This is a genomic window from Brevibacterium picturae (assembly GCF_900105045.1).
Lineage (GTDB): Bacteria > Actinomycetota > Actinomycetes > Actinomycetales > Brevibacteriaceae > Brevibacterium > Brevibacterium picturae.
Window position 1 is genome coordinate 343,113 of record NZ_LT629739.1, and the last position, 16,351, is coordinate 359,463.

Consider the following 16,351-nt stretch of genomic DNA (forward strand, 5'->3'; position numbering starts at 1 on the left):
GCAACCACTGCAGATGTCTAAACTGCGCCTAACGGTGCGGAGTGCTGCTAACGGTGCCGAGTGGACGCACCGTTGCGGTGTGCGGGCGGGGCGCTGGTGCCGAATGCGGCTAACGGTGCGGGATGCGCCTAACGGCGCAGGATAGACGTGCGGGATGCTGATGCACGTTCGGGTGCGGGCGAACATGCCCGCACACCTACGCGCGACGCGCGACTCAGTTCTCGTCGTCGTCGAGGTCCAGCTGCATGCGGGCGGCGGTTCCGCGCTTCATCTCGCCGATACCGGTCTCCCCCAGCCCCTGGAGCGTGATCGACTCGCGCCGTTCGAAGACGTAGGAGTCCGAGGCCGAGAGGACTCGCGCCGTGTCCTCGTCGGTGAAGATCGTGCCCGGGTCTGCCACGGCGGTGAGCCGGGCTGCCAGATTGACGCTCGATCCGAAGATGTCGCCCAGCCGTGACAGGACCCTGCCCCAGACGAAGCCGACCCGCGCCTGCGGAAGGTCCTCGGCCGCGGTGACGCGCTCCATCAGGGTCATCGCGATCTCTGCACCGCCCATCGGCGTCTCGGCGGCGAAGAAGACCTCATCGCCGACGGTCTTGATGACCCGGCCGCCACCGGTGGCCACGATGTTGTAGGCCATGCCCTGGAACTCCTGCACCAGATTCGCCAGCTGCCTCGGCTCCATCTTCTGCGACAGGCGCGTATAGGAGACGAGGTCGATGAAGCCGACCGCACGAGCCAGCGGCATCGACGAGTCGTACCAGCCCTGCCTGTTGTCCATGGCCAGGCCGTCGGAGACGTTGACGTTGAGCCGTCCCATGACCTCGGCGAGGTTGCGCCGCCAGGAATACGTCAACATCTTCTGCAGAGGATCGACCATGTCCTCGACGACCTGCAGCGCATCGCGCCTGGCCTCGGGATCGGTCAGTCCCTTCTCCTCGGTGAGGAAATCGACGAGAGTCTCCATCTGCCACACGACCAGACGGTCCGTGGTCTGGCCGATTGCGCGGGCCAGGGACAGCGCCGTGCCCTGATCGATGAGGCCGTCGGCCACGGGCTTGGCCCACATCCGCAGAGCGTGGGCGTCACTGACGGTGTAGGCCTTCTCAGTCCCGTCCGTCTGCGACATGCCCAGCGCCCGCCACATCTTCCGCGCCGAGACCGTGGAGATGCCGCCGAGCTTCGCCGCCTCCCTCCGGTCGAGCACGCGTTTGCCGTCGAGGAGGATCTCCTCGAGCCGTTCGGCGGCGCTGCGGGTCTCGTAGACGGTTTCGTCCTCATCCTCGTCGTCTTCGTCGATGATCTGCAGGGCCGCGGTGCGCGGATCCTCGTGCAGTCCCCCGGAGAAGTCGCCGCCCGCGGTCTCGCCCGAGGAGTCCTCATCCTCGGCCCAAGGCACGGTCGACATCAGCGAGGTGGGAGGCAGGTCCTCATCGCCGTGTTCGATCCCTTCGACGGAAGGGGGCGCCGAGGCGGCCGGCGGGGTGTCCGAGGTGGATGATGCGTCGATGTGTTCCTCCGTGATCACCGGAATTGTCTGGGGGCCGCGGCTCGAGTCCTGAGCCGCATCCGCGCCACCGGTTGCGTCCGCGTCATCGGTCGCATCCGTGCCATCGGTAGAGTCAGCGGGATCCTCGGTGCTCCGACCCTGAGTGGATTCGTCTTCCGCAGCCTCACCCAGTGACTCACCGGTCACGATATCGAACTGGGCGGTGAAGTCCGAGACGCCGGTCATCTGCGACCTCCGAGGCCTCTGGCTGTCCCAGTGGCGGCGTCCGTGGCGGTGCCGGTGGCAGTGCCCGCGGCTGTGCCGGTGGCAGTGCCGTCGGCAGCCGGTCTCAGGTGGTGGACATCGCCTGCACTGACGCTGATGTCATTGTCGATGATGAGGTCGCCGCCGGCGTCGAGTCCGGTCGCTCGGCCGTACAGGTTGCTTCCATCGGGGCGTTCGACCCTGACCTGAGTCCCGAGTGTCACCATGTTCGCACGCACCTCGTTGCCGACCGTGCTGCGGCTGAAATCGTCATCGTCATACTCGACAAGCTCCCTGTAGGCAGGAATCAGTGTGCTCAGAATCGAGATTAACAAGTCTTCATGAGCAACTTCTGAACCGTCCGTGTCCGTTTCGATAGCGATGGAACTCGCGCTCTCACGAGGCAGATCGTCAGGTTGCAGCCGGGTGTTGATCCCCATTCCCAGTACGATTCGCGGGCCCGTCGGCAGAGGTTCGACTCTGGCGAGGATTCCGCACAGCTTCTTCCCGTCTGCAGTCAGCACATCGTTGGGCCACTTGAGCACTGCCGACACTCCCGCCTCGGCGATGGCCGCTCGCACCGCTTCCCCGGCGATCAGCGGGATCCACCCCCACGAGTCGAAGACGGCACCGGGCTCCAAAACGATCGAGAACGTCAGTGAACGACGGGCGGGCACCGTCCAGGTCCGCCCCAGCCGGCCGTGACCGGCGTTCTGATGATCGGTGCCGTAGACGCAGAACTGGGCGGGCACCTCGGCGAAGTCGGTGGCGTTTGAGACAGCGATCCGGCGTGTGCGATCGGTTGGGTCATCGGCGAGCGTGGACTGCCCCCGCACCAGTGAGGCCAGCTCGTCATTCGTCGACGAGCACACGTCGTCCCAGATGATCACCGGCAGGTCGAGGTCGCGGGCCGCGGCCTTGCGGCGAAGGGATTCGACATCGACGAGGAAGGGACTGTGTTGGCTGTTCACCAGTCCACTTTAGATTCTTTTGGCGGGAGTGCACAATGATCGCACCGGGCGTCGTTATTGTGGAGGCATGACGGATACCCCACGAACAACAGGTGAGCGCATCGACGCTTTCGTCCAGCGCCGGGATGCGGCCCATACCGGCAATGAGAAGTCGGTGGCCAACCAGCACAAGCGCGGCAAGCAGACCGCTCGCGAACGCATCGAGGCTCTCCTCGACGAGGATTCGTTCCAGGAGATCGACGAGTTCGCCCGCCACCACAACCACCAGTTCGGGATGGAGAACAACCGCCCCGACGGTGACGGTGTGGTGTGCGGTCTGGGCACGATCGAGGGTAAGACCGTGGCCGTGTTCGCCCACGACTTCACCGTCCTCGGCGGCTCCCTCGCCGAGGCGAACGGTCGGAAGATCGTCAAGGTCCAGAAGCTCGCCATCAAGTTGGGCTGCCCCATCATCGGCATCAACGATTCCGGTGGCGCCCGGATCCAGGAGGGTGTGGGCTCGATCGCCCTGTTCGCGGAGATCTTCCGCCTCAACGTGGCCTCCTCCGGCGTGATCCCGCAGATCTCTCTGATCATGGGGCCCTCGGCCGGCGGCGCGGTCTACTCCCCCGCGCTGACCGACGTCACGATCATGGTCGATCAGATCAGCCACATGTACATCACCGGGCCCGACGTCATCAAGACCGTCACCGGCGAGGAGGTCGGCCATGAGGACCTCGGCGGCGGCCGCACGAACAATACCGTCTCCGGCAACGCCCACTATCTGGCCAGCGACGAGGAGGACGCGCTGAACTACACGCGTGACCTGCTCTCGTTCCTGCCGCAGAACAACCTCGACCCGACCGATGCCGACGAGTTCGAATCGGATCTGGCCACTGCTCCTGAGGACGAGGCGCTGGATTCGCTCATGCCGGATTCACCCTCACAGCCCTACGACATCCTCGATGTCGTCACCACCGTCCTCGACGACGGGGAGTTCCTGCAGGTCTCCGAACTCTTCGCTCCGAACATCGTCACCGGCTTCGGTCGTGTCGAAGGAGTCAGCGTCGGCGTCATCGCGAACCAGCCGATGCAGCTGGCGGGAACACTGGACATCGATGCCTCGGAGAAGGCGGCACGCTTCGTGAGGCTCTGCGATGCGTTCAACATTCCGATCCTCACCTTCGTCGACGTGCCCGGTTTCCTGCCCGGCACGGACCAGGAGTTCAGCGGCATCATCCGCCGCGGGGCGAAGCTCATCTACGCCTACGGCGAAGCAACGGTTCCCCTGGTCACTCTCATCACCCGCAAGGCCTACGGCGGAGCGTACTGTGTCATGGGCTCGAAGCAGCTGGGCGCGGACATCAACCTCGCGTGGCCCAGTGCCCAGATCGCGGTCATGGGTGCTCAGGGTGCGGCGAACATCGTCTACAGGCGCAGGCTCAAGGCCGCCGGTGAAGCCGGCGAGGACGTCGATGCGCTGCGTGACGAGCTGATCCAGGATTATGAGGATGCACTCCTCAACCCGTACCTGGCTGCCGAAGAAGGCTACATCGACGCGGTCATCAAGCCGAGTGAGACCCGGAGCCGGATCGTGCGCAGCCTGCGGGCACTGAAGAACAAGCACGTTGACGCTCCCGCGCGCAAGCACGGTAACATCCCACTATGAGTCAGGAAGCACAGCAATCCCCTGCCGAGGTCGCAGACGACGCCGTTGCCAACGACTTTCCCGCCTCGGTCGGGGGCCGGACGCAGGTGCGGGCGCACGACGGCGAACCCGTCAGCGATGACATGGCCAGCGCCGCAGCGGTGGCGGCCGTGGTTGCGATCCGTCAGGTGGCCCTCGCCTACGCTGCCAATCAGGCCGCGGCGGCGGATCAGATGGAGACGACGAAGCGTGATCGCGCCGGCTTCAATGCCCCGCGCCGCAATGTGCGCCGACGCCTCCCCCAGACCTGGACGCAGACACTGGGTCGCTGAGCCGACGGATACGCTTCGGGCGCCGACAGTTGCACTGTCGGCGCCCGAACTGTGTCCGCGAGGGGAGCTGCCTACCTGAGGCGGTATTCTGCCTTCTCCGGATCAGTTCCCGACTCTGGTCGGTGCTGAGCATCCGCGCGATCGCTCGGTTCCACCTGGCCACCCGGTTCCACCTGGCCACCTGGTTCCACCTCGACGCTGACCGTGCTCAACCGTTGAGGGCTGCGCCCATCGGCCGGTGTCGAGTCCGACGAAGGGTTCACGACGCCTCGGCTCGGACCGCCCATGTCATCGCCGTAGACAGCTTCACCGCGAGCCACCATGCCGGCGACGTCGGAGAGCTTGAGCTGCGGCAGGAACCAGGCGAGGACGAAGGCGACGAGGAACACCGGCACCATATACCAGAACGACGGTGCCAGAGCATCCGCGTAGGCGTTGACGACCAGATCGTGGATGGGCCCGGGCAGCGCGGACACAGATTCCGGGGTCAGCGAATCGGTCGACGCGCCGCCGGCAGCCGCACCACCCGGTGCCTGCGACATGGCTTCGCCGACCTTGTCGGCCAGCCGAGAGGTGAAGATCGACCCGAACAGCGCCGTGCCCACAGAGGCGCCGATCTCGCGGAAGTAGTTGTTCGTCGAGGTTGCGGTGCCAACCATCTCCGGGGCCACGGAGTTCTGGATGACGAGGACGATGATCTGCATGACCAGGCCGAGGCCGAAGCCCATCGTGAAGATCATGCATCCGATGAGGAACATCGAGGTCTCCGCCGTCATGGTCGTCATCCACGCCAATGCCAGACCGGCGATAAGCGTGCCGAAGAGCGGGTAGATCTTATACTTTCCGGTCTTCGACACGATGAAGCCCGAGACGATCGAGGTCAGCATGACGCCGGCCATCATCGGGAGCATGAGCAACCCGGAACCTGTCACATCCGTACCGGATGCCATCTGCATGAACGTGGGCAGGAATGCCATCGCGGAGAACATTCCCAGGCCCAGCAGCAGGCCGATGACCGTCGAGAGGACGAAGGTCTTGTTCTTGAACAGGGTGATCGGGATGATCGGGTTGCTGACCTTCGACTCGACATAGACGAAGATGAGCGCAGAGACCACGGTGCCGATGATGAGTCCGATGATGGTCGGCGAGTTCCAGTCGTAGTCGTGACCGCCCCAGCTGGTCACCAGGATCAGCTGCGAGGTGGCAGCCACCATGAAGATGATGCCGAGGAAGTCCACCTTCTGCTCGGACCTATGGCTGGGCAGTTTGAGGGCGAAGAGGGCGATGAAGAACGCGATGATGCCGATGGGAACATTGATCCAGAAGCACCAGCGCCAGTCCATGTGCTGGGTGAAGAAGCCGCCGAGGACCGGTCCGAGCACGCTGGAGATCGCGAACAGTCCGCCCAGTGGTCCCATGTACTTGCCGCGTTCGCTGGCGGGGATGATGTCGGCGATGATGGCCTGCGACAGGATCATCAGACCGCCGCCGCCCAGTCCTTGGAAGCCGCGCCAGGCGATGAGCTCCCAGAAGTTCTGTGCCATGCCCGATCCGAATGAGCCGACGACGAAGATCGCGATCGCGATGAGGAAGATGACCTTCCGGCCCCACATATCGCCGAACTTTCCGTACAGCGGCATGACGATGGTCATCGCCAGCAGGTAGATGGTGACCAGCCAGGCCTGATGCTCGACGCCGTCGAGTTCGCCCACGATCGTCGGCATTGCCGTCGAGACGATCGTCTGGTCCAGGGTCGCCAGGAACATGGCGGCCATGAGCGCGGAGAAGATCAGGATGATCGTCTTCTTGGTCAAGACGATCGGTGCCTTCTCAGCAGTCTCGGGTGCTGCACTCATGCGGATTCCTCCTCAAATACGTCTCGCAGTTCGTCGAACAGTTCCGCGATGACCGGGGCGGGGTCGCCCTCGACCTTGCGCAGGCGCATGAAGGTCGCCTTGAGCGCCATCATTGCCAGCGCGGCCAGGGCCTCGGCCCGCGTGGAGACCGACACATCGTCCTCCTCGTGGCAGTGGCCCGAGTCTGGGCGCTCGGTTTGCGATTCCGTCGCCGAGGCGGCTGTGGGGCTCTCGTCGGCAGCGGGGATTCCCGTGCCCCCCGTTGCCTGGTCGAGGCGACGTTGGATCATCTCCCGGAACAGGCGCTCATTGTTTCCCATGCGCGACATCTGAGCCTGCATGAGCGAGGGATCCTGCTTCATCAGCTGGTGGTATTGGTGCATCTCTTCGCGCTTGTTCAGGCGAGTCCGGACCACCGAGGCCAGCAGGTGCTGAAGGTCGGTGAGGAGCCTGCCACGAGGACCACCGGCTTCGAATGCCTCGATGGCGGGCTGATCTTCATCGTCGAAGACGGTGTCGGCACGCCCGAGCAGTGCCTCTTCTTTGCTCGTGAAGTAGTTGAAGAAGGTTCGTCGTGAGACTCCGCAGCGTTCGCAGATGTCTTCGACGGTGACATTGGTGTAGCCGTTCTCGAGCGCCAGATCGAGGGCAGCCTGGCGCAGGGCCTGACCGCGCTCGCGCTTCTTGCGCTCGCGCAGACCTTCGGACTGTTCGGCGTCGCCCGGGGCGGCAGCCGCCTCTGTGGCTGCCGAGTCGACTGCCTCAGTGTCGGCGGGCGTCGGCTCGCCAGGAGTTGTGGAGTTCATATCCACATTATTGCACCCCGTGCATTTTTGCCTCAAGTGCAATTATCGTGTTCTACGGCACACTCCCAGGAATCCCCCTTCTCGACTGCCCCGCTCAGTACCCGAGCTTCGCATTCGTCAGCACCGGAATCGCCTCGGCGGCCTTGTCGGCTCCCGCGAGGTCCACCTCGACGATCTCAAGTGCCTCCTCACCCTCGAGTGAGGAGATGACGTGGCCGAAGGGATCGGACACGAGACTGTGGCCGACTCCGGTGGGGCCCTTCTTCGGCACGTCGACACCGCTGACCTCGGGATCGGCCTGGCCGATTGCTGCGACGAACATATTGCTGTCCAAGGCTCGGGCCCGGGCCAGAGTCTGCCACTGCTCGACCTTGCCCTTCCCCGCGCCCCAGGACGCCGAGACGATGGCGAGCTTGGCGCCACGGCGGCTGAGCTCGGCGTAGAGCTTCGGGAAGCGGATGTCGTAGCACAGGGTCACACCGAGGCTCTCGCCGCCGAGGTCGATGACGACCGGGTCCTCACCGGCGACGACGGTGTCGGATTCCTTGAACCCGAAGGCGTCGTAGAGATGGATCTTCGCATAGTCGCGGCGCTCACCCTGCGGCGAGTAGACGGCAAGCAGATTGATCACCTTCTCACCTGAGACGGCGAACTCCCCCACGATGACGGTGATGCCGGCGTCGGCCGCCAGCTGGGCCATCGCGGCCCGCCACGATTCGGTGTTCGCCTCGGCGACGTCGCGCAGTCCGGGACCGAAGGCCGACATCGTAGCCTCGGGGAAGACGACGAACTCGGCACCCGTCTCGGCGGCTCGGTTCGTGTAGTCCCTGACCTTGTCGAGGTTGTCCGCGACCGTGGTGGTGGAGTTGATCTGCGCGAGTGCGAATTTCATGGCCAGTCCTTGCGATCCGGGGATGTCGACGGTGCGTTCAGGCTATCGCGATCGCGTGGCAGGAGAAACCTCCGCCCAGTCTCACCTCGACTTCGGCTGCCTCCTCAGTGCAGGTACTCGCGGCCGGGACGACCGCCTCGGCGACGGCCGTGGACGCTGAAGTAGAGGATCATGGCGACGACCACAAGTCCCGCGCAGAGCATGAACATGCCGTTTCCGCCGGTCAGCGGCATGATCGCGCCGAGGATGATCGGTCCGATCCCCGAACCCGCATCGAGGAGCAGGAAGAAGGAGGCGGTGGCGACCGGTACACGGTGCATGGGCACCGATTTCACGGTGATCGCCTGCATGCACGGCATGAGGGAACCGAAGCCCAGGCCGACGAAGACACCGGCGAGGATGATGCCGGGCATGGTCGGCCAGACGGCCAGCAGGATGTTGCCGGCCAGGTTGAACACGAATACGGGGTAGATGACGAAGTTGTCGCCGAGGGCATCCTGCATGCGCCCCACGAACAGTCGTGCGACCAGTGACGCGACGGCGAAGGCGACGAAGAACAGGGAGGCGGCGGCCGGAACTCCGTTGTCGGCGGCATAGCCGGCGAGGAACACGAGCGCCGCGGCATAGGCGGTTCCGCACACGAGCATGATCGAACCGATGCGCAGACCGTCGGGATCCACGAGGGTGCTGATCTTGAAGTGCCATTTCGACCGACGCTGCTCCTCGCTGAGCTCCTGGACGGGCAGCTTGATGGCCACACAGAGGATGAAAGCGACAACCGACATGAACGCCGAGGCACCGAAGAGCATCACGAAGTCGAAGGCGCGCGGGAGGATCACGCCCAGGTAGGGGCCCAAGGCGGTGGACAGTGTCGTCGCGGTGCCGAAGTACCCGGTGCCCTCACCTCGGCGGGAGGAGGGGATGACGCTCTGGATCGCGGTCATGATTGCCGTGTTGCCGGCGCCGAAGGCGATGCCGTGGATAATGCGGATGACCAGCAGCCAGACGAGGGTGTCGGCGAACATGTAGGCCACGGAGGCGAGGATGGACACGGCCATGGTGATGATGAGCAGCTTCCGGCGGCCGATGAAGTCGAGGTATTTGCCGGTCAGAACACGGGAGACGACGGCACCGACGACGAACGAAGAGGAGGCGAATCCGGCCGCAGCCTCACCGGCGGAGAATCGGGCGACAGCGTAGCCGGCCATGGACGTCATGAGGAGGTAGAACACCATCGACATCGCCAGGTTGAGACCGATGCCGACGACGAAGTCCTTGGTCCATAGCTGTGCCCGTGTCACTGAAGATCAGTCTCTCTTTCTGTTGAATGCTGCACAGCGTCCCCAGAATGTCTGCTGTCATGGCTGATCCGCTGTGATCGAGCCAGGGGACCTACCTATGCTATCGGGTGGCTCCTGCCGACGATGAGGCGTCTCAGCGTGATCTTGGTCTAATCACATGGCCACGGACTGCTGTGTTCTCAGTCATATAGGGTGAGAATCATGACCCAGAAGAGAACCCCTTCGGCCATCGACGCCGTCGCTGAAGAATACGTTGACGCCTCGCTCGCACTCTCCCCCTCGCTGGCCCTCTACCTCGGCCTCGACGGTGCGACAGGCTTCGACGACTTCTCCCCCGCGGGCCTGGCTGCCGCCAATGATCTCACTGTCAAGACCCTGGCCAAGCTCGCCGAGGCGGAGAAGGCGGCCGATCTCGACGACGTCGACCTCGCCACCATCGATGCGATGCGCGACCGGCTCACCGTCGACCGCGATTATTTCGAGGCCGGGCTCAAGCATTCGAGCCTCAACGTCATCGAGTCTCCCCTGCAGTCCATCCGCGACGCCTTCGACCTCATGCCCACCGAGACCGCTCAGGATTGGGAGGCGGTGGATACGACGATGGCGGCCGTGCCCACGTCCGTCGCCGGCTATCAGGAGTCGCTGTCCCTGGCCAAGAGCCGCGGCCAGGTCTCGGCCCGGATCCAGGTCGAGAAGGTCATCGAACAGGCCCGCGCGGTAGCCGAACCGGGCAGCAACTTCGACCAGCTCATTGCCGGAGCCACCGCCGCCCCGCCCTCCTTGCGTCAGCGGTTGAACACCCACGCCGAGGCGGCCCGCGAGTCGTTCTCCCACCTCGCCGATTTCTTGACGGCTGAGCTCCTCCCCGCCGCTGGGGAGAACGAAGCCTGCGGACGCGAGGCCTACGCCCTGTACTCGCGTGACTTCCTCGGCGCGGAGGTCGACTTCGATGAGACCTATGCGTGGGGACTCGAGGAGCTCGCCCGCATCGACGCGCAGCAGCGTGAGGTTGCGGAGAAGATTCAGCCCGGTGCCGACCTGTTCGAGGTCATGGAGACACTCAACAAAGATCCGGAGCGGACCCTGCATGGGTCGGAGGGTCTGCGTGAGTGGATGCAGAAGGTCGCCGATGAAGCGATCACCGAGCTCGGGAAATCACATTTCGACATTCCCGAACCCGTGCGCACAATCGAATGCATGATCGCACCCTCGGCCACCGGAGGCATCTACTACACGGGCCCCACCGACGACTTCTCCCGTCCGGGCCGAATGTGGTGGTCGGTGCCCGAAGGCGTCACCGAGTTCGCCACCTGGCAGGAGAAGACCACCGTCTATCACGAGGGTGTGCCCGGCCATCACCTGCAGGTCGGCCAGGCCACCTATGTCTCCAACACCCTCAACCGTTGGCGTCGGCTCATGTGCTGGGTCTCCGGCCACGGTGAGGGCTGGGCCCTCTATGCCGAGAAGCTCATGGCCGACCTCGGCTTCCTGGACGACCCGGCTGACTACCTGGGCATGCTCGATTCGCAGCGCCTGCGCGCAGCTCGCGTGGTCCTCGACATCGGCTTCCACCTGGGGCTCGAAGCTCCGGCCAGCCTCGGCGGAGGAATCTGGAACCGGGAGAAGGCCTGGCAGTTCCTCACCGACAATGTCGCCATGGACCGGTCCTTCCTCGCCTTCGAACTCGACCGCTACCTGGGCTGGCCCGGACAAGCGCCCAGCTACAAGCTCGGGCAGCGATTGTGGGAGCAATACCGCGAAGAGGCCAAGACCGAGGCCGGAGCGGACTTCGACCTCAAGGCCTTCCACACCAAGGCCCTCAACCTGGGATCGGTCGGCCTCGACGCCCTGGGCCGGGCCATGAAGCGCTGACGCTCTGTAGATCACCGGTGGGAGAATGACCTCGTGAAGAACAACGACAGCCCGAGCACTGACAGTCGACGCTCCGAGACCGTGCGCGTCACCGAGGTGCTGCGCAACGAGATCATCGACGGCGTCCGGTTGCCCGGCAGCAAGCTGGTGGAGCGAAACCTCGCCACGGAGCTCGGCGTCAGTCGCGTGCCGATCCGCGAAGCCCTCAAACAGCTCGCTTCCGAAGGCCTGGTGGCGAATCGGCCCAACACCTGGTCGACGGTGCGCGAGTTCTCCCCCAGCGACATCGCCGACCTCAATGAGGTCCGGACCGTCTTCGACATCCTGTCCTTCGAACTCGCCGCACAGCGCCACAACCGGGAAGGCCTGGCCAAGCTCGAGGCCGCAATGGCCAAGGGCAAGGAACTGTCGAAGGCCGGTGATGTGGTCGGCGCGCACCGTTCGGCGGCAGACTTCCACGCAATCGTCACCGAGCTCTCCGGCAACCGACTCCTCGTCGAGATCGGTGAGCTACTCGATTCACGCATGCGCTGGCAGCTGAGCCAGCACGACGACCTCGACTTCGTCGCCACGGAGCACGCCCAGCTCTATGACGCCATCGCCCATCGGGACCAGGCGAAGGCCAGGGATCTGGCCGCCCACCATCTCGGAACGAGTCAGAAACAGCACGACAAGCACAAGGAGCGCCTCGCCAATGCCGTCGGCGAGGACACCGCATCAGATCAGGACACCGAAACAGACGAGGACTGAGGTCACGCAGCGGTGAAGGGCCACCCGCTCATCTGCTTCGGCCGGGCCGTGGCGTAGGTACGGACCTTCGAGGTCCTCAGCCCCAGCTCCACAAGCGACTCCGCCAGTTTCACCGCAGCGGTGACCCCGTCGACGACGGGCACCTCGCATCGCTCGACGATGACCTGTTTGAGGTCTGCCATTCCCCCGCAGCCGAGGACGATGGCCTCAGCCCGGTCACGGTCGACCGCCTCGGCGGCCTGATCAGCGATCGCCTCAATGGCACGATCGGGCTGATTCTCCAGCTCGAGCACAGCCATCCCGGAGGCTCGCACCGAGGTGCAGTGCGTGTTCAGGCCGGCCAGGAGCAGCCGGTCCTCAATGAGGGGAACCGTGCGGTCAAGCGTCGTCACGACCGCGTACCGGTGGCCGAGGAACATTGCCAGCGCAGCACCCGCCTCGGTGATGTCGATGACGGGAACGTCGAGGAGTTCCTGCAGTCCCTCGCGCCCGTGCTCGCCGTATCCGGCCTGGATGACGGCGTCGAACTCGCCGGGATGCTTCATCACCGCATCCATGACTCCCAGCGCCGCGAGATAGCTCTCGACGTTGCCTTCGCAGGATTCGGCACCGAAGCTCGGCGTGAGGGGAATGATTTCGGTGTCCGCCGAGGCGACCTCGCGTGCCGCATGGGCGATGGACTCGGTCATCGACTCGGTGGTATTGACGTTGACGACGAGAATTTTCATGGTGGGGCCTCAATCAGTGAGTGGTGGGGACGGCGATCTCTTCGCCGTCGACCTCGCGGAAGGTGAAGTTCCGGCGGGCGATGATGAAGTAGATGATCGCGGCGATGCCTGCCCCGCTGAACCAGGAGAACTCAGAGAATCCGGCGAACGCGGGAACCAGGGCGAAGACGAGCGAGATCATGGCGGCCGGAACGAAGGCTCCGATGGCCCGCCAATTGACTCCGCGGTGGTAGAAGTACTCACCGTCATTGGCCTCGGTGTAGAGCTGGGGAACGTTGACCTTCGTCTTCCTAATCACCCAGTAGTCGACCATGATGACGCCGAACAGGGGCCCCAGCAGCGCGCCGAGTCCGCCCAGGAAGTAGACGATGACCACGGGTGAGTCGTAGAGGTTCCACGGCAGGATGACGAAGCCGATGACCGCGCTGATGATCGCTGCGCTGCGGAAGTTGAGGTGGCGCGGGAACATATTCGTCAGCGCGTAGGTCGGGGCGACGAAGTTCGCCATGAGATTGACCGCGACCGTGAGGATGAGCAGCGCAAAGGAGGCCAGCGCCAGGAGGATCGGATTGCCGATGGTCTGCACGATATCGGCCGGTGACGTGATGACTGTGCCGTCGATCTTGTACTGCGCACCGGCCAGCGAGATCACGACGAGACCGAAGACGAGCATGTTGATCGGAATGCCCCAGAAGTTCCCGACCACGATCGATCCCTTCTTCTTCGCGGCGCGGGTGAAGTCGGAGAAGTTGAGGACGAAGGTGCCGTAGATCGCGACCCATAGGGACCCTCCGCCGAGGATGTGCATCCACATCGGCCACCCGGACAGAGCGTCTTCCCGGGCCCAGGAAATGGAGAAATCGACGCGGGAGAGCATCCAGATGGCCAGCGAGACGAAGGTGACGAGGATGATCGGTCCGGCGATCGCCTCGTACTTGCGGATCATCTCCATGCCATAGCTGACGATGATGACCTGGACGATCCAGAGGAGAGTGAACGAGAACCAGCCCAGTCCGGAGAGCCCGAGGAACTCGGTGTCGGCCCACGGCTGCAGGCCGGGCATGAGGGTGATGAGCAGGACGTTGAGGACGCTGGAGGCCAGGTAGGTCTGGATGCCGAACCAGGCGATGGCGACGATTCCGCGCACAGATGCGGCAAGCTGCGCGCCGTGGACACCGAATGCGATGCGGCTCATCACCGGGTAGGGCACGCCGGTCTTATGGCCCATGAAGCCGGAGAGTGTGAGCAGGAAGAAGAGCAGTGCGGCACCGACGAGCAGAGCGACGAGGATCTGCCAGGCGCCCAGGCCGAGAGCGAAGAGTCCGAGAGCGAACCCGTAGTTGCCCAGCGAGTGGACGTCGTTGGCCCAGAGGGTGAAGACGCTGTAGGCGGTCCAGCTTCGCCCTTCCTTCTTGCTGGGTGCCAGGTCCGAGTTGTAGAACCGTGGGCTGATGCGATGAGCCGCCAACTGTTCGGGGCTCGGGCCCATCCAGGTGGGCGCGGAGTCCTGCGTGGCCTCAGTCTTCGTCATAGGTTTCACTCAAATCTGAAAAGCACACCGCTGGGATACCAAAATCTCTGATCACAACGCTGTGGCGGCGAGTCCTGTCGAGAACAGCGTAATCCCAGTCACAGATGGTGCGCAACGACACGTTCGCGATTTCGCCGTTAACGCCCTCTACTACAGTGATCGTTCATGTGATCCAGCCGCTGGTCACAGCCCTCGACACTGCAGACCATTGCCAATATTTTTGGCATACCATTTATTTTTCTATGTGCTCGAAAGGTCGTCCGAATGCCTCCCTGACAGCAGAGGGCGCCATCAGCCGCAAACCAGCCGATGGCACCCTCGCACGAGCATCTTCTCCTGCTTCAGGTCATGCGAGTCACAGACTCAGACCTCTTCTTCCACGTCCTTGGCCGTCGGGTCCCATTTGACGATGCCGACGGCGATGGCGCCGGCCAGAGGTGCACAGGCGACGACCCAGAAGACTCCGGTACCCATGGAACCGGCCAGGATCGGGAACATGATGAGGGAGACGATCGAGAACGCACGGAGCACGGACTGATTGAATCCGATGCCGATTCCGCGCAGCCTCGTCGGATAGGACAGGGTCGCGTAATTCATCAGATTGGCCCCGGGTCCTCCTGCCTGTGCGAAGACGAAGGCCGCGAGCATCGCCACCGACACCAGCACGAGAGCACCTGTCGGGATACCGACGATGGCCAGCAGAGCCAGTGCCACAGCTTGGATCACGAAGCCGACCAGCGTAATGCGGCGGGTGCCGAACCGGTTGACGATGCTCATGCCCAGCAGCCCGCCGATGGCTCCGAACCCGAGATTGATGACGAGCGAGGCGATGATCGTGACCAGGGGCGTTTGGTGGAACAGCGTCGTGATGATCAGCGGCGTGCCGTAGGCGACGGCGTTGTACCCGAAGGTGGAGAAGACGGACACGCAGAGGGCGACGATCGTGCGCACGCGGTACTGCGGGGCGAAGAGTTCTGCGAACCCGCTCCACTTGCCGCCGCTCTTGGGCGCGTGCGGCTGAGATGTTTGCGACGTGGGTACCTCAGTGCCGCCGGCGTCGACAGCCGCAGTCGTCGTGGTGCTGCCCGCATCCGCGGCGAGTTTCACGTCGAGGTTGTGGTGTGAGCGCATGACGTCGACGGCGGCGCGCAGGTCGCCCTGATTGGCCAGCCATTCGGGTGATTCGGCGAGGTAGCGGCGGCGCACGAGGAGCACCACGAGTGCTGGGACTGCGCCGAAGCCGACGACGAGGCGCCAGAGGATGGCGTGCTGGTCATAGGGCAGGCTGATGAATATGATGAGGACGACGAGGTAGCCGATTCCAGTGGCGATGTACCAGGCAGGCGACCAGGCGTTGACGCGCTGGGAGCGGTTTCCCTTGCCCTTGAGCTTGGAGAACTCGGCGAGGAAGGCCATCGCCACCGGCAGATCGAGCCCCACACCGATGCCCATGATGAAGCGGAAGAAGATGAGGACCCATTCGTTGGGAGCCACGGCACAGCCGATGGCGGCGACGACGAAGAAAACCATATCGGCCATGAACAGTTTGTAGCGCCCGAAGCGGTCGACGAGGTATCCGCCGAAGAGAGCGCCGATGACCGCTCCGACCATGATCGAAGCGTTGACGAGCCCGGTCATGAAACCGGAGAGCCCGAACTGCTCCTTGATCGCGGTGATGCCGAAGGCCAAGGAGGAGAAGTCATAGGCGTCCATGAAGATCCCGCCGAGGGCCAGGATGATGACCGCCTTGGTCTTCGTGCCCTGGGATCCGAATTCAGCGAGGACCGAATGGATGTCGGAGGCGCTGCGGATGATCCGCGAAGACTTCGTCCCGCTGGCAGTGCCCTCCGTCGCCGAGGTGGGGCCTGAGTCGGTCTTGTCTGGTGCATGTGCCGAAGTGCCGGCAGATTCTGGACTATTCACAATCGCTCA

At 64.1% G+C, this 16,351-nt stretch carries 13 protein-coding genes; 4 read left to right on the top strand and 9 right to left on the bottom strand.

Going from position 1 to position 16,351, the window contains the following annotated elements; genetic code table 11:
* Nucleotides 1-214 precede the first annotated feature (214 nt).
* Nucleotides 215-1,735: an adenylate/guanylate cyclase domain-containing protein gene (locus tag BLT92_RS01615; RefSeq protein ID WP_092102356.1), complete on the bottom strand. Its 1,521-nt coding sequence runs from the start codon at nucleotides 1,733-1,735 to the stop codon at nucleotides 215-217.
* Nucleotides 1,732-2,724, bottom strand: coding sequence for a biotin--[acetyl-CoA-carboxylase] ligase (locus BLT92_RS01620; RefSeq protein WP_092102359.1), 993 nt, complete (start codon nucleotides 2,722-2,724; stop codon nucleotides 1,732-1,734). Before BLT92_RS01620 ends, BLT92_RS01615 begins: the two co-directional genes overlap by 4 nt.
* A 67-nt stretch (nucleotides 2,725-2,791) precedes the next feature.
* Here BLT92_RS01620 and BLT92_RS01625 point away from each other — a divergent pair, with 67 nt between their 5' ends.
* Together BLT92_RS01625 and BLT92_RS01630 are read left to right on the top strand one after the other, a co-directional pair.
* Nucleotides 2,792-4,372 (top strand): acyl-CoA carboxylase subunit beta, encoded by a 1,581-nt coding sequence (locus BLT92_RS01625; RefSeq protein ID WP_092102361.1) that lies wholly within the window; start codon nucleotides 2,792-2,794, stop codon nucleotides 4,370-4,372.
* Complete coding sequence (locus BLT92_RS01630; RefSeq protein WP_092102364.1) at nucleotides 4,369-4,683, top strand: hypothetical protein; 315 nt, start codon at nucleotides 4,369-4,371, stop codon at nucleotides 4,681-4,683. Before BLT92_RS01625 ends, BLT92_RS01630 begins: the two co-directional genes overlap by 4 nt.
* A gap of 71 nt (nucleotides 4,684-4,754) precedes the next feature.
* Here the strand turns inward: BLT92_RS01630 and BLT92_RS01635 are convergent, their stop codons facing one another.
* The 4 genes from BLT92_RS01635 to BLT92_RS01650 form a co-directional block, all read right to left on the bottom strand.
* Entirely contained in the window at nucleotides 4,755-6,539 is a 1,785-nt protein-coding gene (locus BLT92_RS01635) for an MDR family MFS transporter (protein WP_092102367.1), read from the bottom strand.
* Complete coding sequence (locus BLT92_RS01640) at nucleotides 6,536-7,345, bottom strand: TetR/AcrR family transcriptional regulator (protein WP_092102370.1); 810 nt, start codon at nucleotides 7,343-7,345, stop codon at nucleotides 6,536-6,538. Before BLT92_RS01640 ends, BLT92_RS01635 begins: the two co-directional genes overlap by 4 nt.
* A 94-nt stretch (nucleotides 7,346-7,439) precedes the next feature.
* Nucleotides 7,440-8,237 (bottom strand): carbon-nitrogen hydrolase family protein, encoded by a 798-nt coding sequence (locus BLT92_RS01645; RefSeq protein WP_092102373.1) that lies wholly within the window; start codon nucleotides 8,235-8,237, stop codon nucleotides 7,440-7,442.
* A gap of 104 nt (nucleotides 8,238-8,341) precedes the next feature.
* Entirely contained in the window at nucleotides 8,342-9,538 is a 1,197-nt protein-coding gene (locus BLT92_RS01650) for an MFS transporter (protein WP_092102376.1), read from the bottom strand.
* A 201-nt stretch (nucleotides 9,539-9,739) separates the two neighbouring features.
* Between BLT92_RS01650 and BLT92_RS01655 the strand changes: the two genes are divergently transcribed.
* A complete protein-coding gene (locus tag BLT92_RS01655; RefSeq protein ID WP_092102379.1) occupies nucleotides 9,740-11,410 on the top strand; it encodes a DUF885 domain-containing protein in 1,671 nt (556 codons plus the stop codon).
* Between the two features lie 33 nt (nucleotides 11,411-11,443).
* Entirely contained in the window at nucleotides 11,444-12,160 is a 717-nt protein-coding gene (locus BLT92_RS01660; protein ID WP_092102382.1) for a GntR family transcriptional regulator, read from the top strand.
* 2 nt (nucleotides 12,161-12,162) lie between these two features.
* On the opposite strand, the gene BLT92_RS01665 is transcribed toward BLT92_RS01660, so the two are convergent.
* The 3 genes from BLT92_RS01665 to BLT92_RS01675 form a co-directional block, all read right to left on the bottom strand.
* Nucleotides 12,163-12,888, bottom strand: a complete 726-nt coding sequence (locus BLT92_RS01665; RefSeq protein ID WP_092102385.1) for an aspartate/glutamate racemase family protein — start codon at nucleotides 12,886-12,888, stop codon at nucleotides 12,163-12,165.
* Between the two features lie 13 nt (nucleotides 12,889-12,901).
* The gene (locus BLT92_RS01670; RefSeq protein ID WP_092102388.1) at nucleotides 12,902-14,419 is read right to left on the bottom strand and encodes an NCS1 family nucleobase:cation symporter-1; all 1,518 of its coding nucleotides are present in this window, start codon (nucleotides 14,417-14,419) and stop codon (nucleotides 12,902-12,904) included.
* A gap of 363 nt (nucleotides 14,420-14,782) precedes the next feature.
* A complete protein-coding gene (locus tag BLT92_RS01675; RefSeq protein WP_092102391.1) occupies nucleotides 14,783-16,342 on the bottom strand; it encodes an MFS transporter in 1,560 nt (519 codons plus the stop codon).
* Nucleotides 16,343-16,351 lie beyond the last annotated feature (9 nt).